General features: G+C 67.5%; 23 protein-coding genes. 14 read left to right on the forward strand and 9 right to left on the reverse strand.

Going from position 1 to position 24,437, the window contains the following annotated elements; translation table 11 throughout:
• Positions 1 to 57 precede the first annotated feature (57 nt).
• Genes AC6I21_RS13490 through AC6I21_RS13505 form a run of 4 tightly spaced genes read right to left on the reverse strand, consistent with a single transcriptional unit; the run spans position 58 to position 3,528 of the window.
• Complete coding sequence (locus tag AC6I21_RS13490; protein ID WP_497762600.1) at positions 58 to 900, reverse strand: MBL fold metallo-hydrolase; 843 nt, start codon at positions 898 to 900, stop codon at positions 58 to 60.
• 44 nt (positions 901 to 944) lie between these two features.
• The gene (locus AC6I21_RS13495) at positions 945 to 1,742 is read right to left on the reverse strand and encodes an amino acid ABC transporter ATP-binding protein (protein WP_138926821.1); all 798 of its coding nucleotides are present in this window, start codon (positions 1,740 to 1,742) and stop codon (positions 945 to 947) included.
• A 2-nt stretch (positions 1,743 to 1,744) separates the two neighbouring features.
• Positions 1,745 to 2,605, reverse strand: coding sequence for an amino acid ABC transporter permease (locus tag AC6I21_RS13500; protein WP_138175755.1), 861 nt, complete (start codon positions 2,603 to 2,605; stop codon positions 1,745 to 1,747).
• Complete coding sequence (locus tag AC6I21_RS13505) at positions 2,602 to 3,528, reverse strand: ABC transporter substrate-binding protein (protein ID WP_497762601.1); 927 nt, start codon at positions 3,526 to 3,528, stop codon at positions 2,602 to 2,604. The genes AC6I21_RS13500 and AC6I21_RS13505 overlap by 4 nt, the downstream gene beginning before the upstream one ends.
• Positions 3,529 to 3,641: 113 nt before the next feature.
• Between AC6I21_RS13505 and AC6I21_RS13510 the strand changes: the two genes are divergently transcribed.
• From AC6I21_RS13510 to AC6I21_RS13550, 9 genes are all read left to right on the forward strand, one after another.
• Entirely contained in the window at positions 3,642 to 4,394 is a 753-nt protein-coding gene (locus AC6I21_RS13510; RefSeq protein WP_217496530.1) for an IclR family transcriptional regulator domain-containing protein, read from the forward strand.
• Positions 4,395 to 4,511: 117 nt separating this feature from the next.
• The gene (locus AC6I21_RS13515; protein ID WP_054821840.1) at positions 4,512 to 4,892 is read left to right on the forward strand and encodes a YidH family protein; all 381 of its coding nucleotides are present in this window, start codon (positions 4,512 to 4,514) and stop codon (positions 4,890 to 4,892) included.
• Between the two features lie 21 nt (positions 4,893 to 4,913).
• Positions 4,914 to 5,246 (forward strand): DUF202 domain-containing protein, encoded by a 333-nt coding sequence (locus AC6I21_RS13520; protein ID WP_138175749.1) that lies wholly within the window; start codon positions 4,914 to 4,916, stop codon positions 5,244 to 5,246.
• Positions 5,247 to 5,358: 112 nt separating this feature from the next.
• Complete coding sequence (locus AC6I21_RS13525; RefSeq protein WP_396277340.1) at positions 5,359 to 5,967, forward strand: NAD(P)-dependent oxidoreductase; 609 nt, start codon at positions 5,359 to 5,361, stop codon at positions 5,965 to 5,967.
• Between the two features lie 116 nt (positions 5,968 to 6,083).
• On the forward strand, positions 6,084 to 7,748 hold the full coding sequence (locus AC6I21_RS13530) for an ABC transporter substrate-binding protein (RefSeq protein ID WP_497762602.1): 1,665 nt from the start codon (positions 6,084 to 6,086) through the stop codon (positions 7,746 to 7,748).
• A gap of 17 nt (positions 7,749 to 7,765) precedes the next feature.
• On the forward strand, positions 7,766 to 8,701 hold the full coding sequence (locus AC6I21_RS13535; RefSeq protein WP_396277342.1) for an ABC transporter permease: 936 nt from the start codon (positions 7,766 to 7,768) through the stop codon (positions 8,699 to 8,701).
• The gene (locus AC6I21_RS13540; protein WP_497762603.1) at positions 8,698 to 9,495 is read left to right on the forward strand and encodes an ABC transporter permease; all 798 of its coding nucleotides are present in this window, start codon (positions 8,698 to 8,700) and stop codon (positions 9,493 to 9,495) included. Before AC6I21_RS13535 ends, AC6I21_RS13540 begins: the two co-directional genes overlap by 4 nt.
• Entirely contained in the window at positions 9,492 to 11,123 is a 1,632-nt protein-coding gene (locus tag AC6I21_RS13545) for a dipeptide ABC transporter ATP-binding protein (protein WP_497762604.1), read from the forward strand. Before AC6I21_RS13540 ends, AC6I21_RS13545 begins: the two co-directional genes overlap by 4 nt.
• A 79-nt stretch (positions 11,124 to 11,202) precedes the next feature.
• Positions 11,203 to 12,132 (forward strand): LysR substrate-binding domain-containing protein, encoded by a 930-nt coding sequence (locus tag AC6I21_RS13550; protein WP_138175739.1) that lies wholly within the window; start codon positions 11,203 to 11,205, stop codon positions 12,130 to 12,132.
• Positions 12,133 to 12,182: 50 nt separating this feature from the next.
• On the opposite strand, the gene AC6I21_RS13555 is transcribed toward AC6I21_RS13550, so the two are convergent.
• From AC6I21_RS13555 to AC6I21_RS13565, 3 genes are all read right to left on the reverse strand, one after another.
• Positions 12,183 to 13,520 (reverse strand): MFS transporter, encoded by a 1,338-nt coding sequence (locus AC6I21_RS13555; protein ID WP_346922417.1) that lies wholly within the window; start codon positions 13,518 to 13,520, stop codon positions 12,183 to 12,185.
• Positions 13,517 to 14,557 (reverse strand): MBL fold metallo-hydrolase, encoded by a 1,041-nt coding sequence (locus AC6I21_RS13560; RefSeq protein ID WP_497762605.1) that lies wholly within the window; start codon positions 14,555 to 14,557, stop codon positions 13,517 to 13,519. Before AC6I21_RS13560 ends, AC6I21_RS13555 begins: the two co-directional genes overlap by 4 nt.
• Before the next feature lie 160 nt (positions 14,558 to 14,717).
• The gene (locus AC6I21_RS13565; RefSeq protein WP_138926833.1) at positions 14,718 to 16,406 is read right to left on the reverse strand and encodes a long-chain-fatty-acid--CoA ligase; all 1,689 of its coding nucleotides are present in this window, start codon (positions 16,404 to 16,406) and stop codon (positions 14,718 to 14,720) included.
• A 404-nt stretch (positions 16,407 to 16,810) separates the two neighbouring features.
• Here AC6I21_RS13565 and AC6I21_RS13570 point away from each other — a divergent pair, with 404 nt between their 5' ends.
• On the forward strand, positions 16,811 to 17,935 hold the full coding sequence (locus AC6I21_RS13570) for a YkvI family membrane protein (protein WP_346922419.1): 1,125 nt from the start codon (positions 16,811 to 16,813) through the stop codon (positions 17,933 to 17,935).
• Between the two features lie 71 nt (positions 17,936 to 18,006).
• Here AC6I21_RS13570 and AC6I21_RS13575 read toward each other — a convergent pair whose 3' ends face one another.
• Both AC6I21_RS13575 and AC6I21_RS13580 read right to left on the reverse strand, forming a co-directional pair.
• The gene (locus AC6I21_RS13575; RefSeq protein ID WP_497762606.1) at positions 18,007 to 19,422 is read right to left on the reverse strand and encodes a pyridoxal phosphate-dependent decarboxylase family protein; all 1,416 of its coding nucleotides are present in this window, start codon (positions 19,420 to 19,422) and stop codon (positions 18,007 to 18,009) included.
• An 85-nt stretch (positions 19,423 to 19,507) separates the two neighbouring features.
• Complete coding sequence (locus AC6I21_RS13580) at positions 19,508 to 20,278, reverse strand: IclR family transcriptional regulator (RefSeq protein ID WP_138926841.1); 771 nt, start codon at positions 20,276 to 20,278, stop codon at positions 19,508 to 19,510.
• A 371-nt stretch (positions 20,279 to 20,649) separates the two neighbouring features.
• Between AC6I21_RS13580 and AC6I21_RS13585 the strand changes: the two genes are divergently transcribed.
• The 4 genes from AC6I21_RS13585 to AC6I21_RS13600 all read left to right on the forward strand — a co-directional run bounded on the left by AC6I21_RS13585 (position 20,650) and on the right by AC6I21_RS13600 (position 24,348).
• Entirely contained in the window at positions 20,650 to 21,666 is a 1,017-nt protein-coding gene (locus AC6I21_RS13585) for a DNA topoisomerase IB (protein WP_497762607.1), read from the forward strand.
• A gap of 158 nt (positions 21,667 to 21,824) precedes the next feature.
• A complete protein-coding gene (locus AC6I21_RS13590) occupies positions 21,825 to 22,529 on the forward strand; it encodes a CoA transferase subunit A (RefSeq protein ID WP_497762608.1) in 705 nt (234 codons plus the stop codon).
• A gap of 2 nt (positions 22,530 to 22,531) precedes the next feature.
• Positions 22,532 to 23,182 carry a 3-oxoacid CoA-transferase subunit B gene (locus AC6I21_RS13595; RefSeq protein WP_346922431.1) on the forward strand — a complete coding sequence of 217 codons (651 nt, stop codon included), beginning with the start codon at positions 22,532 to 22,534 and terminating at the stop codon, positions 23,180 to 23,182.
• The gene (locus AC6I21_RS13600) at positions 23,179 to 24,348 is read left to right on the forward strand and encodes an acetyl-CoA C-acyltransferase (protein WP_138926843.1); all 1,170 of its coding nucleotides are present in this window, start codon (positions 23,179 to 23,181) and stop codon (positions 24,346 to 24,348) included. Before AC6I21_RS13595 ends, AC6I21_RS13600 begins: the two co-directional genes overlap by 4 nt.
• Positions 24,349 to 24,437 lie beyond the last annotated feature (89 nt).

A 24,437-nucleotide genomic window follows, 5' to 3' on the forward strand; every position in this document is an offset into this window, starting at 1 on the left:
CTACATCCTGTCCGTGTGCTGCGGGTGGGGCTGAATCCGGGGACGCGGTCGGGGCACCTAGATTTCCATCAGGTCCGCACCCACGGTGATCGGCCCGCTGAAGTCCTGCTGCACGTCTTGCAGCCAAACCTGGTCGGGAACCTGCGGGGCACTGGGCACGAAATGTGAGAGCACCAGGTGCCCGACCTCGGCGCGGGCCGCCACCGCGCCCACATCCGTGGAGGCGGTGTGGGAGTCGATCAGGTGTTCGCGCAGCCGCTGCCCGTTGGAGCGTTGCAGCAGGGGATCAATGCTGGGGATGTGCATCACCTCGTGCACCAGCACGTCGGCGCCGCGGGCCAGCTCCACCAGGGAGTCGCACGGCGTGGTGTCGCCGGAAATGACGTAGCTGCGGTCCTCGGTGTCGATCCGGTAGGCCAGCGCCTCGATGGGCGGGTGGTTAACCCACGCCGCGGTGATCCGCACCCGCTCGTCTTCGAACACCAGGCCGGGCTCGGTGACGTTGCGGGCGCTGATCAGCGAGGCGAAGTCCGGCCGCCCCTCGTCCACGATGCGGATCTGCACATCCCGGCGCGCGTAGTCCAGGAAGGAGTCCCACATGCTCTGCCAGGGGGCCGGGCCAAAGGTCTGCACCGGCCGGTCCAGATTGGCGCACCAGGCCAGGTGCAGCAGCGTGCCCACGTCCGCGTTGTGATCCGAGTGGTGGTGGGTGATCCCCACGGCGCGCAGCGAGTTGAAGGCCAGCCGGGCGCGTGCCAGTTGCCGGGCCACCCCGTTGCCCGCGTCGATGATGTAGGTGGCATCGCCCACGACGACCGCGTTGCATGCGGCATTGCGTTCGATCTTCGGGGTGGGCCCGCCCCCGGTGCCCAGCAGCACCAGCTTGCTCTTGGTGGTCATGATCCGCCTTTGGTTGTTCGTTGTTCTCAAATGCCTAGGAGCCGCTAATGGACATGGCGCAGGAAGTCGCGGGTGCGTTCATGGCTCGGGTCGTCGAAGACCTGGGCCGGGGGCCCGGATTCGAGGATCACCCCGTTGTCCATGACCACCACCTGGTCCCCGACCTCACGGGCGAACGCCATCTCGTGGGTGACCACGATCATCGTCATGCCCTGGTCGGCGAGCGCCTTCATCACCTTGAGCACCTCACCGACCAGCTCGGGGTCCAGCGCGCTGGTCGGCTCGTCGAAGAGCATCACCCGCGGCTTCATGGCCAGGGCCCGGGCGATGGCCACCCGCTGCTTCTGCCCACCGGATAGGGACGCCGGGTAGGCGTTCGCCTTGTTGGCCAGACCGACCCGTTCGAGCAGTTCCATGGCCGTGGCCTTGGCTTGGGTGGCGTTGGACTTGCCCAGCAGGGTGGGAGCCAGGGTGATGTTCTGCAGCACGGAGTAGTGCGGGAACAGGTTGAAGTGCTGGAAGACCATGCCGATCTCCTGGCGCTGCCGATCGATTTCCCGGCGGCGGCGCAGGTGCATCTGCCCGCCGCGCTCAAAGTAGGACAGTGTCTGCCCATCCATGGTGATCCTTCCGGCATCCACGCTCTCCAGGTGGTTGATGCACCGCAGCAGCGTGGACTTGCCGGACCCGGAGGGGCCGAGCAGGCAGGCGACCTGGCCTTCATTCACCTGCAGGTCCACGCCCTTGAGGACATGCAACGGGCCGAAGAACTTGTGCAGGCCGCGCACCGTGAGCAGCGGCCTCGTGCTGGTCGCTGACGGGGCGGAGGTGGAATGGGCCATGACTACACCGAGCCTTTCCGCTGGCCGCGGGCCAGACGTCGTTCCAGGAAGCTTTGCCCAATGGTCGCGATGCCGGTGACCACCAGGTACCAGAGGAAGGCAACCACGAGCAGCTCCAGGGTGCGCAGGTTGGTGGCGGCGATGTTTTGGGCTTCGGTCAGCAGGTCGCCGCCGGCGATGACCGAGACCAGGGAGGTCATCTTGATCATCGTGATGAACTGGCTGCCCGTGGGGGGAATGATGATGCGCAGCGCCTGGGGCAGGATGACCCGGAACATGGTGCGCAGTGGCCCCAGCCCCAGGGCGTTGGCCGCCTCCTGTTGGCCGGTGTCCACCGCGGAGAGCCCGGAGCGGATGATTTCGGCCATGTAGGCCGCCTCGTTCAGCGCCAGCGCGATGATCGAGGCAACGAACGGGGTGATCAGGTCATTCATGTCCCAGCTGTACCAGAGCTCGCCGGTGATGGGGTTCAGCACGTCAATGCCCGACCAGAACAGGGAGATGTTCCCGACGAACAGGATCAGCAGCAGCAATGGGATGCTGCGCACGATGGCGACGTACGCGAAGCCGATGGCCCGCAGCACCGGGTTCCGCGACAGGCGCATCAGCGCCACGATGAACCCAGCCACGACCCCGATGACCATGGAGATCAGCGCCAGCACAATTGTGTTCTTCAGTCCGCTCATGATGCTGGGGTAGGTCAGGTACTCGGCGATGGTGGAGTGATCCAGTGCCCGGTTGCCCCACAGGCCGCGGGCGGCCATGATCACCAGGGCAATCACCAGCAGCCCGGACACCAGCCGCCAGGGGTGGCGCTGGCGGGCCACCGGGTCCTTGAGCTGTGAAATCTCAACGGTGCTCATTGGCCTGCCCCTGTCTCCTCATTCGCCTCGTCCTGTGGCGCATCCAGCGCCAGGTCCTGGATTTCCCATTTGGCCAGCAGTTCGTCCACGGTTCCCTCGGCCTGCATCACGTCCAGGGCGGACTGGATGGACTGCTTCAGATCGCGGCGGTCCTTGGCGGTGATGATGCCGATGGGCTGGCGCTGGTAGGTCGCTTCCCCGCCCATCTCGAAAACCTTGCTGGTCGCCTTGTTTTCGGCGATGTACCGCATCACCGGGGTGTTGCCCAAAAACGCTGCGGTGCGTCCGGCCTGCACGGAAAGCCGTGCATCACCCGGGGCGGAAAACTGGTTGATCTCGATCGGCTTCTTGCCCTCCTGCAGGCACTTGTCGTTTTCGTCCTCGGCCAGCTCCAGCTGAACCCCGCCGCGGACGATCGCGATCGGCAGCCCGCACAAATCAGCGGCGGATTCGATGCCGTGGGGGTTGCCGCGCTGCACCAGCGGGGAGGTGGCCTGGTTCATGTAGTTGGAGAAGTCCACGACCTGGGCCCGCTCCTGGGTGTCGCCGATCAGGTCAACGCCGGCGTCGATCTGCTTGGATTTCACTGCCGGGATCAACCCGGCGAACGGCAGCTGCTTCCAGCGGATCTCCACCCCGAGCAGGTTGCCGATTTCTTCGACCACGTCGACGTTGATTCCCTGGTAGCCCTTGTCCGCCGGGAAGTTCATGGGCGGTGAGGCCAGTTGCGAGCCGAAGACCAGGTAGCCGCGCTCCTTGACGCTTTCGGGCAGCGGCACCACCTCGGTGTAGGCCTGCTGGGCACCGGCGCTCTGCGCCGGCTCGGTCCCGCCCTCGCGCAGCACGACGCAGCCGCTGAGCCCCAGGGTCAGGGCCAGCGCGCCGGCCAGGGCCGCAACGAGGCGTGATGATCGATGAAGCATGAAAACCCCTGACTTCGCAGAGCGAAAATACTTTTCGGTGTGCGTAAAGTATGATTGTGACCGTCGTCTCAGGTCAAGAGGCGGCGTTGATGTTTCTTTGCGGAAGGATTCCGATGCCCGTGCCCCATGACTCCCCCACGGGAGTACAGTCCTTCGCCCGCGGGTTGAGCGTGATCAAGGCATTCACCGGTTTTCCGCTCACCCTGAGCGAAGTCGCTGAACGCACCGGCCTGGCCCCGGCTGCGGTGCGCCGCTACCTGGCCACCCTCACCGAGCTTGGCTACCTTGCGCAGCACGGGTCATTGTTCAGCGCACGGGCCAAGCTGCTGGAGCTGGCCCAGCCCTACTTGACGGCCAATGAAACCGCCCGCAAGGCCGAACCGATCCTGCGTCAGCTCTCGGACACGGTCAACGAAACCGCCACCCTCACCCAATATTCCAACGGGGAGGTCATTAACGTGCTGGCCACCCAGACCACCCAGGAGCTGGCGATCCAGGTCAATGCCGGACGCCACCTGCCCGCCTACTGCACCGCCATGGGGCGGGCCATGCTTTCCCTGTTGCCCGCCGAGGAGGCCCGGGCGGTCATTGAGTCCTCGACCCGCATCGAATTGACCTCGCGCACGTTGACCGACAGCACCCAGATCATGGAGCAGATCGAGCTGGCACGGCAACGCGGATACTGCTTCGTGGAAGAAGAACACACCCTGGGCATCCGCACACTGTCCGTTCCCCTGCAGCTGCCCCAGGGGCCGCTCATCGCCCTGAGCGCGCCCACCCCGACCGCACGGGAGGACCGGGAGAGCTACCTGCAGCGGGTGCTGGAGCCGCTGCAGCTCGCGGCCTCCCGGATGCGGGCCGAATAACCGGTTAATAATTGCCGTCTGCAACCACTTTTCAGGTGCCGCCATCCCCGGACATGATGAACTTAGATGCAGTCCGCGTGCCGGCGACCCCACTTCCGACCCCTTCCAAGGAGGATCATGTCCACCCATGAACGCAGCCGCCTGGCCCGGTGGCTCCTGCCCAGCGGCAAGGAACCTGACCCTCGCTTCACCCTGGCCAATGAGCGCACGTTTTTGGCCTGGATCCGCACGTCCCTGGCCTTCCTGGCTGGCGGCATCGCCCTGGAGGCCTTCACCGCCGCGTCCTTCTCCACTCCGCTGCGCACCTGGCTGGCGCTGATTGTCATTGGCATCGGCATGCTGATCGCCGGCGGAGCGGCCTTCCGCTGGCTGCGGGTCGAGCGCCGGATGCGTGAGGACTCCCCGCTGCCGGTTCCGGCGATCGTGCCGCTGCTGGGGTTCGGGGCGGTGGCCGCGGCGGTGGCGGCCGTGGCAATGATCCTGGCCAATGGCTTCTAGGCCACCGGGGAGGCAGAACTCATGAAGGATGTGCGCATTTCGGATCCCGGGCTGCAGCCCGAACGCACCGTGCTGGCCTGGGGCCGCACCCTGATCTCCTTCCTGGTCGTCAGCGCCGTGTTCCTGCGTTGGCTGCCGCATTACGGGCAGTCCCTGCTGGTGCTGGTGGGCATCGCCGCGCTGGTCTCCGGCGGCATCTTCCTCTCCCAGCGCCGCCGCTACCGACGGATGGCCCACGGGCTGGAGGCCGGAAGGGTACAGGCCGACGCGGTGGCCGTGTTCGCCACCGCCGCGGCCACCCTCGCGTTGGGAGCCACGGCCCTGGTTCTGCTGCTCGGCCCGCTGCTGCGCTGACCCCCCGGGGCGCGGTGTCCTTTGATGACCGGGACGTTGTTCGCCTGGCGGCACACTGGATAATCTGGTCTGGAATGGGCCGCCGGCCCGCGCCAATCCGAAAGGACCGAGAATGAAGATTGCAGTGTACGGAGCCACCGGGGCCGTGGGCAGCCAGGTGGTCGCCGAAGCCCTCTCCCGCGGACACGAGGTCACCGCGGTAACCCGTTCGGGAACCTCGGTTCAGGGCGCCACCGCGGTGAGTGCCGAGCTCTCCGATGCGGGCACCTATCGCGAACTGGGCAAGAACCATGACGCAGTGGTCATCGCGGTGCCCCCATCACGCACCGGAGGGGACCACCAGGAGTACCTGGATGCCTTCGAGGAAATCACCGAAACCCTGGTCCCGGCCCGCCTGCTGGTGGTCGGCGGCGCCGGGGCAACCGAGATTGACGGGGTGCGTCTGCTGCAGACCCCGGACTTCCCCGACGCCTACAAGGCCGAGGCCGAGACCAGCGCGCAGGTCTATGACATGTTCACCTCCGTTTCCGGGATCACCTGGACGGTGGCCGCCCCGGCCCCGGAAATCGCCTCCGGCCGCCGCACCGGCAGCTACAGCCTGGGCACCGATTCCCCGGCCGGGGACTTCGTCTCCACCCAGGACTTCGCGGTGGCGATCCTCGATGAGCTGGAGAGCCCGGCCCATGAGAACCGCCGGATGACCGTGGCCAGCCAGAAGTAGGCGCGCGGGCATGCCGGGTGTGATCTGGAATACCCGACATGCCCGGCCCGGGCCCGGGTGACTATTGTGGAACCCAGGACTATCCATCATTTTTCGCCCCACGAGGTATTTTCCCCTTGAAGCAACGCACCGCCCGTTCCCGGCGCCTGGCCCTTGGCGCGCTGTCCATCCCGTTGAGCCTGGCCGTGCTGGCCGGATGTTCCAGCCCCACCAGCCCCTCCCCGCAGGGCGAATCGGCGGACCCGGTCACCGGCGGCACACTGATCTACGCCTCCGGGGACGCCGAACCAACCTGCCTGGACCCGCACGTGGGCGGCAACTACCCGCAGGCGCTGGTGGCCTCGCAGTACCTGGAGACGCTGTTCACCAAGGACGCGAACGGCCAGATCGTGCCGTGGCTGGCCGAGTCCACGAAGGTGTCCGAGGACGGGCTGGTGCGCACCATCACCGTGCGTGACGGCATCACCTTCCACGACGGCACGAAGCTGGGCGCCGAGGCGGTCAAGGCCAACATCGAGCACCTGCAGGACCCGGACACCGCCTCCTCCACCGGGTACCTGGCGGTGGGCAAGGTCGACCAGATCAAGCTGGTGGACGAGCGCACCGCCGAACTGCACCTGTCCACCCCGGACAACGCGCTGCTGGAGTCGCTGTCCATGCCGTGGACCGCCATCCAGTCCCCGAAGGCGCTGGAGCGCGAGCAGTCCGCGAACTGCGCCTCCCCGGTGGGCACCGGCCCGTTCAAGGTCGATTCCTGGGACCGCCAGGACGCGGTGCACCTGGTGCGCAACGAGGACTATGTCTCCCCGGCTCCCCAGCAGGGGCGCGAACAGCAGGGCGCCTACCTGGACGGGATCACCTGGCGCTTCATCCCGGAGACCGCCACCCGCTACGCGGCCCTGTCCTCCGGTGAGGTCGACGTGATCGACAACGCCCAGCCGGACACCATCTCCTCGGCCGAGGGCGCCGGGCTGGGGCACCTGGACGCCCCGCGCCCGGGCGCCTCAAACCGCATTGAGCTGAACAGCGCCAAGGCCCCGTTTGACGACATCAAGGTGCGCGAGGCGTTCATCCGCGCGCTGGATGTGAACGCGGGCATAGACGCCCTGTTCTTCGGCACCGCCCCGCGCAGCTACTCGCTGCTCTCCTCCGTGGAGCCGCTGGGCATCTCCCAGGAGGCGCTCTTCGCCCCGGACGTGGCCAAGGCCGAGCAGCTGCTGGACGAGGCTGGCTGGAACCAACGTGACGCCGAGGGCTACCGGGTGAAGGACGGCAAGCGGCTGAGCGTCAGCTTCCCGGTGTCCACCAACCAGTCGGTGCCGGCCGAACAGTCCCTGTTCGAACAGATCCAGGCCTCGGCGAAGAAGGTCGGAATCGAAGTGAAGATCAACCTGCTGGACCTCTCCAGCTGGTACGGGGCACTGGCCAAGCACGAGTACAACCTGGTCTCCGCGCCGTACACGAAGGTCGGGCCCAGCGTGCTGCGCATCCTCTACCATTCGGACTCCACCGTGCCGGCCCCCTCGGGCTACTTCGCGAACAACGCCCAGCTCAAGGACCCGCAGATCGACCAGCTGCTGACCGAGGCGGAGCAGACCGAGGATGAGGACGAACGCGCCGAGAAGTACCGCAAGGCCCAGGAGCTGATCCTGGGCGGCTACTACGTGCTGCCGCTGTACGACCAGCAGAACCACTTCCTCTACGGCAAGGACGTCAAGGGCATGGGCGCGACCACCGCGGTCTCCACCCCGGTGTACTACGACGTGTTCCTGGACCGCTAGGGTCCACCGGGCAACCGATGATGGGTACGCTGCGGTGGCTGGGCCGACGGCTGGGCGGGGCGCTGGTGGTGCTGTGGCTGGTGGCCACCGCCATCTTCCTGGGCATCCGGCTGATCCCCGGGGACCCGGCCGAGGCGATCATGGGCGGTCCCGGCTCCCAGGCCTCGGCCGAGGCGCTGGCCGCGGCCCGCGCCGAGTACGGACTGGATCTGCCGTTGCCGGCGCAGTACCTGATGTTCCTGGGCAAGCTGGTGCGCCTGGACTTTGGCACCTCCTATTCCCTGAAGGACCCGGTGCTCACGGTCATGGGCGAGGTGCTGCCCTCCACCATGGTGCTGGCGCTGCTGGGACTGGTGCTGGCCTGGGTGCTGGCGCTGGTGTTCGCCGCGCTGTCGCTGCGCGCCAACCGGTTCGGTGAACTGCTGGGCAACACGGTGGAGATCGTGGCCGCCGCGGTGCCGCACTTCTGGCTCGGCGCGGTGCTGATCATGGTGTTCTCCACGATGCTGGGCTGGTTGCCGGCGGTGGACAACGGCAGCGCGGCCGGGCTGCTGCTGCCGGTGCTGACCCTGGCCCTGCCGCTGGCCGGGTTCCTCACCCAGCTGATGCGCGATTCGCTGGCCTCCGCGTTTTCCAGCCAGTTCGCGCTGGCCGCCCGCGCCCGCGGGGCCAGCCGGCTGCAGCTGTTCTGGCGCCACGGGCTGCGCCACGCCGCGCTGCCGGCGCTGAGCCTGACCGGCTGGGCGTTTTCCTCCCTGCTCTCCGGGGCCGTGGTGGTCGAAGCCGTGTTCGCCCGCCCGGGGCTGGGCCGGGCGCTGCTCTCCGCGGTGCTCTCCCGCGACATCCCCATGGTCACCGGCATCGCCTTGTTCTCCGCCGCCAGCTACATGGTGGTGATGGCCGTGACCGAGGCCGTGGAACGGCTGATCAACCCGGCCGGGGTCCGGGCATGAGCCGGCTGGCGAAGCTCGGGACCGGGGTGTTCCTGATGCTGCTGGTGGTGCTCGCGCTCTTCCCGCAGTGGCTGGCCCCGGGCGACCCGCTGGCGGTGAACCCAGCCGAGGCGTTCCAGGCCCCGAACCTGCACCACGTGATGGGCACCGACGAATCCGGGCGCGATGTGCTCACCCGGATCGTGCACGGCGCCCGGGACTCGCTGTTCATCGGGGTGGCGGCCACCGCCCTGGGCATGGGCATCGCGGTGCTGCTGGGCACCGCCGCCGCCCTGTCCCCGCGCTGGCTGGACGAGGCGATCCTGCGGGTGCTGGAGGCGCTGTACGCGATTCCCTCGCTGCTGATGGCGCTGCTGATCATCGCGTTCACCGGCCCCGGGGTCGGTCCGGCGATCGTCGCGGTGGGCCTGTCCACCGCGCCGGGCTACGCCCGGCTGGTGCGCAGCCAGATCCGCACCCTGAAGGCCTCGGAAATGCTGGAGGCCGCCACCGTGCTGGGCCGCGGCACCCTGGCCAAGGTGCGCAACCACCTGCTGCCCAACGCCCTGCGCCCGCTGCTGGCGCTGATCACCCTGGGGGTGGGCCAGGCGGTCATCTGGGCCTCGGCGCTGTCCTTCCTGGGGCTGGGCACTCCCCCGCCGGCCCCGGAATGGGGTGCGATGCTCGCCGCCGGGCGCACCTACCTGCACCTGGCCTGGTGGCTGAGCTTCTTCCCGGGCCTGGCCATCGTGGTGGTGGCCGCCGGGGCAACGATGATCGGCCGGGCACTGGGCGGAAAGGTGAACGCGGCATGAGGGCAAGCACCACGAAGCGGGAAAACCCCGGCGCTGCGCCGCTGATCGAAGTCGAGCAGCTGGCGGTGCGCTTTGGCGCGCAGCGCGCGGTGGACGGGGTCAGCTTCACCCTGCACGCCGGGCAGTGCCTGGCGCTGGTGGGCGAATCCGGGTCAGGCAAGTCGGTGACCGCCCGCAGCCTGCTGGGGCTCAGCGGCGGAACCGTCACCGCCGACCGGCTGCGGGTGCTCGGCCAGGACGGGCTGAGGCTGGGTGAAAACGGCTGGCGGACCGTGCGCGGGGCGCAGATCGGCATGGTGCTGCAGGACGCGCTCTCCGCACTGGACCCGCTGCGCCCGGTGGGCCGGGAAATCTCAGACGCGCTGCGTGGAACGCGGCGCGCCGAACGCCGCGCCCGGATGCTGCAGATGCTGCAGGCGGTGGGCATGGATGACCCGGCCCGCCGCGCCGCCCAGCGCAGCGGGGAACTGTCCGGCGGCATGCGCCAGCGCGCCCTGATCGCCCAGGCGCTGATCGGGGACCCGCAGGTGGTGATCGCCGACGAGGCGACCACGGCCCTGGATGCGGGGCTGACCGCCCTGGTGCTGCGCCAGCTGCGTGAGCTGAAGGCGCAGGGCCGGGCGGTGCTGATGATCAGCCACGACCTGGCCCAGGTGGCGCAGGTCGCGGACCGGATCGCGGTGATGCGCGGCGGGAAGATCGTGGAAAGCGGTCCTGCCGAAGAACTGCTGGGCGCCCCGCGCCACGAGTACACCCAGACCCTGTTGCGCGCCGTCCCCTCCGGGGTGCCGCGCTTCACCCCGCTGGCGGCCAGCACCCCACGCCCGGCGCCGCAGCCGGCACCGGCCGCCACCGCGCAGACCGAGTCCCGGCCGGAACCGGCGCTGCAGGTCAGCGGGCTGTCCAAGGCCTTCGGCGGCCAACTGGCGGTGGATGACGTCAGTTTCACGCTGCCGCGCGGGGCCACCCTGGGGATCGTGGGCGAATCGGGCAGCGGCAAGACCACCACCGCGCGCATGGTGCTGGGCCTGCAGCGCCCGGACGCCGGCACGGTACGGCTGCTGGGGCGCGGGTTCGTGCCCGCCCGGGAAGCCGAACGCCGCCCGCTGCGCCGGGCCATGGGCGCGATCTACCAGAACCCGCTGGGCTCCTTCGACCCGCGCTACACGGTCGGGGCGCTGCTGGCCGATGCGCTCACCTCCGGGCGCAGCCGGCGCCTGGGCCCGGTGCGCGATCAGGTCCACGCACTGCTGCGCCAGGTGCAGCTCGACGAGCAGCTGGCCGCCCGCTACCCCACCCAGCTCTCCGGAGGCCAGCGCCAGCGCCTGGCGATTGCCCGGGCCCTGGCCCCCAGACCCGCGGTGCTGGTGCTGGACGAACCGGTCTCCGCGCTGGATGTGTCCATCCAGGCCACGGTGCTGGACCTGCTGGATGAACTGCAGGTCCAGACCGGGACCAGTTACCTGTTCATCAGCCATGACCTGTCGGTGATCGAGCACATGAGCGATCAGGTGGCGGTGATGTACCAGGGCCGGTTCGTGGAGAACGGACCCACCGCCGAGGTGTTCGCCAATCCGCAGCACCCCTACACCCAGCGCCTGCTCTCCGCGGTGCCGCGGCTGCGCTAGCCAGAGAACCATTGCGCCTGCCTCTTCCCGGCGGGGACACGGTGCCCGCCGGCGCCCGGGCGCTGGCTAAACTGGCCAGGTGATCAACTACACCCTGCGCCAGCTGCACTACTTCCTGGCGGTGGCCGAGGCCGGTTCCATTTCCGCGGCCGCAACCGCCAGCCACATCTCCCAGGCGGCCATGTCCCAGGCGATGGATGATCTGGAACGCGCGGTCGGCGCCCAGCTGCTGGTGCGCCGCCGCGCCCGCGGGGTGGAGCTGACGGCGGTGGGCACCGTGTTCCTGCATGATGCGCGCGAACTGATGCGCCACGCCGAGGAGGTGCAGGGGCAGATCATTGAACGCCAAACCACCCTGGCCGGCCCCCTGGTCATCGGCTGTTATTCCTCGCTGGCGGCCTTCTGGATCCCGGTGATCTGTGAAAAGTTCACCAAGCCGAACCCGGGCCTGAGCGTCACCCTGGTGGAGGGTGACGGGGCGGAGCTGCAGCAGCAGATGCTCAAGGGGCACCTGGATGTGGTGCTCACCCACACCCGCCACCTGCTGCCCCAGGTGCACCACCGCACCGTGATGTCCGGCCGGCCCTATGTTCTGGTCGCCGCCAACCACCGGCTGGCCGCCCGCTCCTCGGTGCGGCTCAGCGAACTGGCCGAGGAGGATTTCGTGGGCCTGGACCTGCCCACGGTGCGTGATAACCAGCTGGTGAACCTGCGCATGTCCGGCCTGGATCCGAAGGTGCGCTGGAGTTCGCAGAGCTTCGAGGCGGTGCGCGGCATGGTGGCCCGCGGTCTGGGCTACACGGTGCTGGTGCAGCGCCCGCCTGTGAACGTCAGCTATGACGGGCTGCCGCTGGCGGTGCTGGAGATCGAAGGCCCGGTGGGGGTCAGCGACATCTGCGTCGCCTACACCGCCTCCGAACGCCCCAGCCTGCGGCTGCGCGCCTTCCTGGACTTCTGCGAACAGGTGGGCGCCGAACGCGACGCCGGGGACGCCCGGGGCTCTTCCTAGGAAAAGCTCCCGGACGCCCCCGGTGCAGTCGCGTTCGGCCGTGCGCGCTCCTACATCTGTTCGGCCATCAGGTCCGCGTCCTTGCCTTCCTTGACGTTGCGCATCGCCAGCGCGGCGATCACGAACGTCGCGGCCCACACGATGCCCACCAGCCACAGCGATCCGCCGCCAAGCAGCACCAGGGCGGCCACGATCATCGGGGTGAACCCGGCGCCGACCGTGGAGGAAAGCTGGTAGACCAGGGAAGCACCCGTGTAGCGGATCCGGGTGGGGAACAGTTCGGCGGTGAACGCCCCGAACGGGCCAAAGATGAACGCCTGGATCAGCCCGTTGGCCACAAACAGGGCGATGGCGAATGCCCACAGCGCACCGAGCTGCAGCAGCCACATGATCGGCAGCGCCGCCAGCGCCCCGGCGGCAATGCCCACCAGCATCACCGGGCGGCGTCCCAGCTTGTCCGAATAGCGGGCCGCGAACCAGATGCCGACCACGGTCAGCGTGGCGCCGACGGCCTTGATGTTCAGCACCGCGGTGCGGTCCATCCCCATGTCCTCCACCACGTAGGAGATCGCCCAGACGGTCATCAGCCCCTGCACGGTGTAGGAGCTCATCCCCACCAGGGTGCCGCGCAGCACCGACTTCGGGTACTGGGTGAGCACCTGCATGATCGGGGTCTTCTTTTCCTCCGCCTTGTCCTCCAAAGCCAGGAACAGCGGGGATTCGGCTACCTTCAGCCGGATGACCAGCCCGATGCCCACCAGCAGCACCGAGAGGATGAACGGGATGCGCCAACCCCAGGAGAGGAACACGTCATTGGGCAGCAGCGACACCGCGGAGACCGCCAGGGTCGCCAACACCGCACCGGCCGGCCCGCCCATGTTCGCGAAGCTGGCGGCGAAGCCGCGCCGTTCCTTCGGCGCGTGTTCCAGGGCCATGAGCATTGCCCCACCCCATTCACCGCCCACGGCCAGGCCCTGGAGGATGCGCAGCAGGATCAGCGCAATCGGGGCGACCATGCCCACCTGGGCGGTGGGCGGCAGCAGCCCGATGATGGTCGAGGCCCCGCCCATCATCACCATGGAGGTGATCAGCACGCCCTTGCGTCCCACCTTGTCGCCAAAGTGGCCAAAGACGATGCCGCCCAGCGGCCGAGCCAGGTAGCCCACGGCCAGCGTGGCGAAGGAGGCGAACAACGCCACCCCGGGGGTCAGGTTCACGAAGAAGACCTTGTTGAACACCAGGGACGCGGCGGTGGCATAGAGGATGAAGTCATAGAACTCGATGGCGCTGCCGATGAAGCTGGAGGCCAGGATGCGGCGCATCTGCGGGGAGTTCAGCGACGGGACCCGCAGTTCGCGGTCCTGCTGCTGGTCGGTGAGGTTGCTCATGAGACTGCCTTTTCTGCCAGGGCGCGGGCGAAGGAAATGACCTGCAGGTCATCGGGGACCAGGAAGCTGCCGGAGAAGTCCCGGGCGTGGGAGAGCCAGGTTTCCAGCGGGGTGGTGCCGGGCACCAGGTGGTGCAGCGCCAGGGTGCGGGCCCCGGCCTGTTCGGCCAGGGCGATCGCCTGGGCGGCGGAGGTGTGCGAGCGGCGGTGGTGGTCCATGGAGGCCTCCGCCTCCTCGGTGCCCAGCGAACCGTAGGCGCGCTGCACCCACTCGAAGTCGATGGCCTCATGCAGCAGCAGGTCCGTGTCCCGGGCCAGGGTGACCAGGTTCTGGCAGGGGGCGGTGTCCCCGGAAATCGTCACCGAGCCCTCTTCGGTGTCAAAGCGGAAGGCGAACGCCGGGGCGATGGGCGGGTGCTGGACCAGGGTGGCGGTGACGGTGACCAGTTCATCGCGGTAGATCTCAAACGGTTCCAGTCCCGCCGGGGTTGGGTTCTGGTTCGGGTGGTACCCGCTGTGGGCAGGGATCTGGATGTCGCTGGCCTGGAAGTACTCCAGCGGGGAGGGGCGCAGCGCATCAATAACGCGGTCGTTCAGGTCGGTGGCGTAGGCCTGCATCAGGTGGCTGAACATGTCGGCGGTGCCCGGAGTCGGGTTGTGCGGGTAGAGCGGCTGCGGTGCCACCTGGGCGCGCGGCGAAACCGGCGGCAGCGCGCCGCGGTCCCCGGGGCCCAGGATCTGGATGGGCCGCTTGCCGGCGGGGATGGTGAACAGCCCAAAGATCGCCAGCGAGGCCAGATCGATGGTGTGATCCGAATGCAGGTGGGTCAGGAAGATCCCGCGCAGGTCCCCGGGGGTGAACCCGGCCTTCATCAGCTGATTGCCCACCCCGGAACCGGCATCGACCAGGTAGACGGCGTCGCCGACCACCACGGCGGTGGAAATTCCGGCGCGTTTGCCGGCGTTGGCCCCGGTCCACCAGCGGGGGCCGCCGGCGGTGCCCAGGGTGACGACGTGGGGTGCGAGGTTGGAGGCCACGGGCCCTGTCCTTTCAGTCGGGAAGCGTATTGCTTCCATACTGAATGGAATAGATCACATCCGTAAAACTGTTTTTTACGTCCTAATACATAGGTTTTACCTGTTTGAACATGCAAAGAGGGGCCCGCAGGTCACCCCGCGGGCCCCGGCCAAGTAACCGCTAGTCGGTGCCGCCCAGCTGCTCGCGCACCTGCTTGCGCAGGATCTTTCCGAGCATGGAGCGCGGCAGCTCCTCCACCTGCCGGATCTTCCGGGGCACCTTGTAGGCGGCCAACAGTCCGCGGCAGTGCTCCCGCAGCGCCTGCTCATCCAGCTGCGCGCCTTCGTTCAGCTCCACCGCGGCGACCACCATTTCTCCGCCGCGGGCCAGCGGCTCACCGAACGCGGCCGCATCAGCCACATCCGCATGCTGACGCAGCGCCGCCTCCACCTCGGTGGGCGAGACATTGAAACCGCCGGTGATGATCAGTTCCTTGGCGCGGTCCACGATCGTGGCAAATCCGTCGTCGTCCACCGTCACCACGTCCCCGGTGTGCAGCCAGCCCTCGGCGGTAAGCACCTTGGCCGTCTCCTCCGGGTTGTTCCAGTAGCCGGAGAACACCTGCGGCCCCTTGATCAGCAGCTCGCCGGGCTGCCCGGGTTCCACCGCTTCGTGCGGCTCCTGGAGACTGACCACCTTCATGTCCGTGGAAGGGAAGGGGATCCCAATGGTCCCGGTGCGCCGTGAAGGGTGGAAGGGATTGCCCAGCGCCACCGGCGAGGATTCGGTCATCCCGTAGCCCTCCACCAACAGTCCGCCGGAGACCGACTCCCACAGCTCGACCACGTGATCGGGCAGGTTCATCGCCCCGGAAATGCAGTATTTGGCCGATCGCAATGAGATGCCGCGCTCCAGCGCCCCCATGGCGGTGCGCTCATAGATCGGCGGCACCGCGCAGTACACGGTGGCCGGGGACTTCTTCCAGGCATCAAGCACCAGCTTCGGCTCGAACTTGGGGAAGAGCACCAACAGGCCCTGCTTCTTAATCCCGAACGTCAGGTACAGCGTCATCCCAAAGGCATGGAACATCGGCAGGATCGCGTAGAGGACTTCCTTGCGCTCCTCCGCCCCGAGCATCCACGCCTCTCCCTGCAGCGCATTGGAGTACAGGTTGTAATGGCTGAGCATGGCGCCCTTGGGGTGCCCGGTGGTGCCGGAGGTGTACTGGATAACCGCCAGGTCATCCACCTCGGGCATCGGGTGGCGTGGGTTCAGCCGGTCGGACTTGGCCAGCTGCTTCCAGCTCATCGTCCCGGGGGCCGGTGCGGTCAGCCCAGCCCGGGCCTCACGCAGCTTCTTCACCGGCAGACCCAGCGCCAGGCGCTTGGTGGCCGGGAACGCCTGCAGCAGATTGACCGCGACGATGGTGTCGATCTGCACATCCTCGGGGAATTGCTGCAGGGCCGGCACCGCCTTGTCCCAGGCGATCACCACCCGGGCCTGGTGGTCCTCGAACTGGTGGCGCAGTTCGCGGGAGGTGTACAGCGGATTGTGCTCCACCACCACGGCGCCCAGGCGCAGCACCGCGTAGAACGCGATCACATGCTGGGGGCAGTTGGGAAGGATCAGGGCAACCCTCTCCCCCGCGGTCACACCGAGCCGGCGCAGCCCCTCGGCCACGCGCTCCACCTGTTCGCCGAGTTCGGCATAGCTCATCTGCCGTCCGAAGAATTCGGTGGCCGGGCTGTCCCCGGCCTGGGCGACGGAGCGGGCGAACATGTGGGCCAGCGATTCGGTGGGCAGCTCGATCTCGGCGGGCACCCCGGGCTGGTAGTTCTTGGTCCACGGATGCGCGGATGTGTTGTGCATGTCCCCATCATGCCCCTTTGGCGCGATCTGCGCGATTCTGGCGGTCCTAACCAGAGCTCGTTGAACGAGCCGCCTACATTCAACGCACCGCAACGGGCGCCAGGATGGCCGACCCCTTTGTGAGCAAACGCGCTCGCCGGGCTGTCCACCATCGCCCCGCACTCCAACAGGCTTGCAGCACCACCATGGAAATCGTGATCCGATCACCGGGTTCCAGCGAGCCGCTGCGCGAAGCATCTATCAGCTCAGCCATGCGCCTTGCGTTCCTTGGACATGGGCGCGAAATCTTCACTCAAACTGTTGACTGGGTCACACGGCCACCCTAGTGTGATGCAGGACACTGATATATCAATTGCTTATTAATCACCGATCATACTTTTGCTGCTGTGGAGGAAAAATTGCCCATGCCAGATAGAACCGCGACCCGCGCCGGGTTGGGCACAACGGAAAAGACCAACTTCCTTCGGTTGGCGACCTTTGCCGGAGCCATCATTGCCTTCCTGATCGGCTCGGGTTTTGCCACCGGCCAGGAAATCCTGCAGTACTTCACCTCATACGGTTATTGGGGCGTCTTTGGCACGGGACTGCTGGTTTTGGCCCTGATGACCTACGTGGTCATCGAGTTCTTCGTCGTCGGGCAAGCCAAGAAATTCGAAAAGCCCTCGCGGATCTTCCACTACTACTGCGGCCGGTACCTGGGCACCTTCTTCGACTTCTTCTCCATCGTGTTCGTTTTCCTCAGCTTCACAGTGATGGTTTCGGGCGCCGGAGCCGTCTTCGAGGAACACTACGGGCTCTCGAAGTACCTCGGCGGCATCGGCCTGGCGCTCGCTGTGGGAATCAGCGTCTGGTTTGGCCTGAAGTCACTGGTGGACGTCATTGGCAAGATCGGGCCGCTGATCGTGGTGATTGCCATTGGCTTGGGCATCACCGGAATCCTGCGCAACCCGCAGGGGATCTCCGAGGGGCAGGCGCTGTTGCCCGGCCTGGAGTTGACCCAGGCCTCGAGTAGCTGGTTCATGGCCGGGCTGTCCTACGTCGGGTTCTGCATGCTGTGGCTGGCGGCGTTCCTGACCGCACTGGGCAAGACCGCCCGCAGCAAGAAGGAGGCCGCCGCCGGAGGCGCAATGGGCGCGGTGGCTTTCTCGGTGGCGTGCATTATCGTTGGGCTGGGTCTGCTGGCCAATATCGTGAAGGTCGGCGGCACCGAGATCCCGATGCTGGTGCTGGCCCGGGACATCAGCCCGGTGCTGGCCTCGGGGATCTCGGTGATGATCCTGGCGGGCATCTACACCACCGCGGTCCCGCTGCTGTGGACCGTCTCCAGCCGCTTCTTCCCCGACAGCACCCCGCGCTTCAAGTACCTGACGATCGCCCTGGCGGCGCTGGGCACCGTGATCGGCCTGGTGCTGCCCTTCAGCCAGATGGTCAACATTGTCTACGTCATCAATGGCTATGTGGGAGTGCTGCTGCTGGTGCTGATGCTCGTGAAGACCGGCACCCGCCTGGTACGCCGCGAGAAGCTCTAGACCTGGCCTGGGAAGTCCACCGGTCCTGCACCCCCGCGGCCCCGGCCGGCGGGGGTGCCGTCTCATCCGGCTCAGTTTCCTTCGGCCACCTGCCGCAGGTCCCGCCACAGCTGTTCCACGTGGGAGCGCTGCGTGCCCAGGGCGCCAATGGAAACCCGCACCATCCAGCGGCCCTCCAGCACGGCCGGGGAAACATAGGCACGACCGGAGAGGTTCAGCTGCCGGGCCCAGTGCTGGGTGTGCTCATCGACCTGCTCGGCGCTGGCGCCCTGCGGTTCGTGCACCACGCACACGGTCTGCAGGTTGACCGGGGCGGCGAGCTTCCACCCTGGGGTGGAGCTGACCTGTTCGGCCAGCCACCGAGCGTTTTCCAGGTCGCGGCGCAGCCGGGCGCGCAGCTGCTCGGCCCCTTCGGCGCGCAGCATGAACCACAGCTTCAGGGCACGGAAGCGCCGCCCCAGCGGGATCCCCCAATCGCGCAGATTGGTCACCTGGTCATCACGTTCGGAACGCAGGTAGCTGGGGTTGGTGCCCATGACGCGTTCCAGATGCTGCGGGTCGCGCACGAAGTACAGGGAGCAGTCGAACGCCACCCCGAGCCACTTGTGGGCGTTGACCACGACCGAATCGGCGTACTCGATCCCGTCCCACATCCAGCGGTACTCGGGCAGGATCATCGCCGAGCCGGCCATCGCCGAATCCACGTGGAACCAGATCTCCTGACGCGCTGCGATCTCTCCCAATTCCCGCAAGGGGTCAACAGCGGTCGTGGTGGTGGTGCCGGTCGCGGCCACGATGGCCGCGGGGATGCGTCCAGCCGCGCGGTCCTGCGCGATGGCCGCGGCCAGTGCGGCCGGGTCCATGGCGTGGTTCTGGTCCGTGTCGATCCAGTGGATGTTCTGCCGGCCGAACCCGGCCAGCAATGCGCCCTTTTCCACCGAACTGTGGGCATAGCGGCTGGCGTAGACGATAAGGGGCGCTTCCTCAGCCTGCAGGCCGCCGCGGGCCAGGGCGAAATCGGTGGCGCGTTCCCGCGCGCACAGCAGCGCGATCAGGGTGCTGCTGGAGGCCGAATCCTGGATGGAGCCACGGAACTGCTCGGGCAGCCCAAAGAGCTGGCGGGTCCAGTCCACTACGGTCTGCTCGATCTCGGACAGGGCTGGGCTGGATTCCCAGGACAGGCCGAGCACTCCCAGCCCGGTGCCCAGCATGTCCCCGAGCACCGAGGACAGCTCCGAGTTCGACGGGAAGAATCCGAAGAAGCTGGGGTGTTGCCAGTGAGTGAGCCCGGGCATCACGATGCGCTGCACGTCCTCTAGCAGCCCCGCCCCGCCGTCGCCCTCTTCCGGCGCCTGCGCGGGCAGCTGCGCGGCCACCTGGCCGGGTTCGACGGTGGACATCACCGGTTGCTGGTCGATGCCGGCGCGGTAGTCGGCAATGAAGTCCACCAGTTCGTGGGCCTGGCGGCGGAATTCCTCCGGTGTCATCTAATCTCTTTCCCTTGTGCCTGATGGCCTTCCTGCATGGTATCGGCCGCACCGGCGCTGGGCCGATTCCCGTTGCGGGTTCAAACTACCCGCGGCGCAGCTGTTGGGAGAGCTCGTGGGCGTGGTGCAGCAGCAATGCCCCCAGTTCCGGGCGGCGCCCGGGGGTGAAGCGGGATTCAATGCCGGTCACGCTCAGGGCCCAGGCCGGGGACCCGGAGGCGTCAAAGACGGCGGCTCCCATCCCCCAGCTGCCCTCGACAATCAGCCCTGGGTTGACCGAGTAGCCCAGTTTGCGGGTTTCGCGGACCTTCTCGCGCAGCCGGGCCGGGCTGTGCGCGTCTCCGTAGCGTTCGGTGAAGTCATTGGCCTGCAGGTAGCGCTCCACCACCGGGGCGGACAGGAAGGCCAGGATCGCGATCCCGGCCGAGGCCACGCCCAGCGGGAAGCGTTTGCCCTCGTAGAGTACGAACGAGCGGATTGGGAAGGCGCCGTCCTGGCGCAGCAGGCACACGGTCTCGTCCCCGCGCCGTGCGGAGAGAAAGGCGCTTTCCCCGGTCGCTTCGGCGAGCGCGGCGACGTGCTCCCGGGCCATGTCGCTGATGTCGTAGCGTTCGGCCGCGACCGCTCCCATCAGGTAGAGTTCCGGACCCAGCAGCCAGCGCCCGGCCTGGTGGTCGTGGTCGCAGAACCCCTCTGCCACCAGTGCGCCAAGCAGCCGGTGCACGGTGGGGCGCGCCAGCCCGGTGTGCCGGGCGACCTCGGTCGTGGTGATGCCCTGCGGCATGGCCCCGCTGACCGTGCGCAGCACCGCGGCCAGCCGTCCGACGACTTGGGCACCTGCGGGAGTGGGAGTCATGATCACATTATGGACGAGCCGCGTCCACGGCGCTGCCGTGTGACGTGCCGCTTGACTTCGCTAAGCGGCGCGTTTCCCATCAGGCGGACCATGCGGCCCGGCACCGGTTGGATGGTGCGCGCCCGGCTTTCGGCGGCTCGCGCAGGCCGGTCAAAGCGGTGGCCACTTCGGTAAAGCCGGCGGTCCGCACCGGTCCCCACGCCCGGGCAACTGCGTCACTATCCAAGACGCGAAGGTGCCGGAACCGCCGCCGGCCGGCACCCGCTGGCGCCCGTGGGCCGCGGCCGCTGGTAGTTCGCTGGGCGCGGCGGGACGGCGGGCACCGATTCGGTAGCCTGAGCGCGAAATGCTCGGGGCAAGGAGGTGGGACGGTGGCGCGTGGTTCCGTTCGCCGCAGGCGCGGTCGTCTGCAGATTTCGCGGCAGCTGCGGCGCGGGGAGTTCGTGTATCTGCAGCGCGGGGAGCAAATCACCGATCCCGAGGAGCTGGAACGCATCAAGGCCCTGGTCATTCCGCCGGCCTGGCATGACGTGCAGATCTCCGCCTCGCCCAGCGCCAAGGTGCTGGCCCGCGGGGTCGATGACGCCGGACGGCGCCAGGCGATCTACCACCCCTCGTTTCGGCGCCGCCGCGAAGAGGAGAAGTTCGCCAAGCTCGGTGAGTTCGGCCAAGCCCTGCCGGCGCTGCGCAAACAGGTGGCGGCGGACATGGAGCGGCGCGGAACCAGCCGCGAGAAGGTGGTAGCCTGCGTGATCAAGGTGCTGGACAAGGGGTACCTGCGCATCGGCACCCCGAAATATGCCCGGCAATATCGCTCCTATGGGGCAACCACGCTGCGCCGGCGGCATACCCGCATCAAGGGAACCAGCGTTACCTTTGATTTCAACGGCAAGAGCGGACAGCACCAGACGGTGACGATCGAGGACGCGCAGATGGCCCGCTTCGTGAAGAAGCTGCGGGAGATGCCCGGCTATGAAGTCTTCCGCTTCACCGATGATGAGGGACAACTGTGTTCGGTGCGCAGTGAGCATGTCAATGAATACCTGCATACGAACATGGGCAGCCAGTTCACGGCGAAGGACTTTCGCACCTGGGGCGGAACGCTGACAGCCTTCGCCTCCCTGCTGGACGCCGAGGTTGACGGCGCCAGCCCGCAGCGGGAGCTGACGCGTGCTGAACGCGAGGCGGTGAAGCAGGCCGCCTCGGTGCTGGGCAACACCCAGTCCACGGCGCGCAAGGCCTACATCGCCCCGCGGGTGCTGAAGCTGGCCGGGGACCCCGAGAAACTCGAGGACCTGCGCGGTGAGCGCAAGCGCCGGCGCGCGCGCAAGTACCTGAGCGTCGATGAGCAGTGTCTGCTGCAGCTGCTGGAAGAAGACAGCGCATAGCCTGCTCCTCCCCTTCCTGCTGTTCATATTGTGGACGATAGATCCTCTTTTCTTCATCCATCGAGCACTCGGGCTCCATTTATTGAGGCCTTTCGCCGTCTTGGCTAGGTTCATTGGTAATGATGAGCGCTTCCACAAAGTGGACGTAGGAGGAAACCATGGCAAGCAAGTACCGGCAGGACGCCGCAGCGGCCCTGGCCGAGGTCGTCCAGGACGGGATGACCATCGCGGTCGGCGGCTTCGGTCTGAGCGGGATACCCACCCGGTTGATCACGGCACTGCGCGATTCCGGGGCGAGGAACCTGACCATCGTGTCGAACAATATGGGGGTAGACGGCAAAGGCCTGGGCCTATTGATCGAAAATCAACAGGTCGCCAAGGTCATGGCCTCCTACGTGGGTGAAAACAAGCTGTTCGCCCAGCAGTTCCTTTCCGGCGAGCTCGAGGTGGAGTTCGTTCCCCAGGGCACCCTTGCCGAGCGGCTGCGCGCCGGGGGTGCCGGGATCCCGGCGTTCTACACGCCCACCGGTGTGGGCACCCCGGTGGCAGAGGGGAAACCGGTCATGGAGTTCGACGGGAAGCCGGCCATTCTCGAACGTGGAATCGTTGCCGACATCGCCCTGGTGCGCGCCCACCAGGCGGACGCGGAAGGCAACCTGCGGTACCGGATGACCGCGCGGAACTTCAACCCGCTGGCCGCCATGGCCGGGAGGTACACGTTCGCCGAGGCCGAGCACATCGAGCAGGACTACCTGGATCCGCAGCTGGTGGACACCCCGGGGATCTTCGTGCAGTGCCTTGTCGAGGCGGACCAGATCAAGGACATCGAACAGCGCACCGTGCGGGTGCGGCAGGAGGCATGAGCATGTGGACCAGGGATGAGATGGCAGCCATCGCCGCCAGCGAGCTGGTGGACGGGCAGTACGTCAACCTGGGGATCGGCATCCCCACACTGGTGGCCAATAACCTGCCCGAAGGCGTGTCGGTAAAGCTGCAAAGCGAAAACGGCCTGCTGGGCATGGGACCTTTCCCCTACGCGGGTGAGGAGGATGCGGACCTGATCAACGCCGGCAAGCAGACCGTCACCGTGCTGCCCGGCGGCAGCTTCTTCGACTCCGCCACCAGCTTTGGAATGATCCGCGGCGGCCACGTGCAGACCGCCATCCTCGGCGCACTGCAGGTGGCGGGCAACGGGGACCTGGCGAACTGGACTATTCCCGGCAAGCTGGTCAAGGGCATGGGCGGGGCCATGGACCTGGTGGCCGGCACCCCGCGGGTCATCGTGATCACCGACCACGTGGCCAAGGACGGCACCCCGAAGATCGTGGAACATTGCGACCTGCCGCTGACCGGCGTCGGCGTGGTGGACCGGATCATTACCGACCGCGCCGTGTTCGACATCGAAGACGGGCGGCTGATCCTACGCCGCCTGGCAGAGGGCGAAAGCCCGGAATCAATCAAAGACATCACCGCAGCAAAGTTCAGCATCGACCTTGAGGAGTCACAGGCAGCATGAGTGTAAAGATCGCCGGATACGCCCGCACCCCCTTCATGCGCTTCAACGGCGCACTGGCCGGCGTTGAGGCCACCGAGCTGGGGGCGCACGCGGCCAAGGCAGCCCTGGAACGCGCCGGGGTTCCGGCCGAAAAGGTTCAGTACGTGATCGCCGGCCAGGTGCTGCAGGCCGCGGCCGGGCAGAACCCGGCCCGGCAGAGCGCGGTCGGGGCGGGGATTGGCCTGGACGTCCCGGCCATCACGCTGAACGCGGTGTGCCTTTCGGGCACCGAAGCCGTCGTGGCGGCCACCCGGATGATCAACGCCGGGGAGGCCGACATCGTCCTGGCCATTGGGCAGGAATCAATGTCACTGGCGCCCCACGCACAACGCGCGCGGGCCGGCACCAAGTACGGGGCCATCGAAATGGTCGACACCCTGGAGTTCGACGGGCTGACCGACGCGTTTGAACGTCGTTCCATGGGCGCCTCCACCGAGGAGCACAATCAGAAGCTCGGGATGACCCGTGAAGCGCAGGACACCCTGGCCGCCGCCTCCCACCAGCGGGCCGCGGCCTCCGCCGAATTCCTGGCCGGGGAAATTGCGCCGTTGACCATCACCACCCGTAAGGGGCAAAGCGAACACGCCGCCGATGACGGGGTGCGCCCGGACACCACGGCACAGTCCCTGGGCAAGCTGCGCCCCGCCTTCGCCAAGGAAGGAACGATCACCGCCGGGAACTCCTCGCAGATCACCGACGGCGCGGCGGCCCTGGTGCTGGTCAGCGACCGGGCCGTAACCGAGCTCGGCTTGGAGCCGATCGCCGAGGTCCTCTCCCATGCCTTCGTGGCGGGCCCGGACCGCACCCTGCATGAGCAGCCCTCCAACGCCATCCAGGCCGCGCTGCAGCGCACCGACTACACGACCGCAGATCTGCAGGCCGTGGAAATCAACGAGGCCTTCGCCGCGGTGGGAGTACGCTCCACCGAGCAGCTGGGCCTGAGCGAGCAGATCGTAAACCGCCATGGCGGGGCGATTGCGCTGGGCCATCCGATTGGCGCCTCCGGCGCGCGGATCATCGGTACCCTGGCCCGCCAGCTGCAGCAGCAGGGCGCCGGAGCCATCGGTGCCGCCGGAATCTGCGGCGGCGGCGGTCAGGGCAGCGCGGTGGTCCTGCGCGCTGTGTAGCCGGAGCACACACCTCTACAAGCCGTTCCATGCTGTACGCATCTTCATGCAGTGGATGCGTACAGCTGTGTGCTTCCTGACTCATTCCA

The sequence above is a fragment of the Glutamicibacter sp. St.4D3 genome, assembly GCF_059728615.1.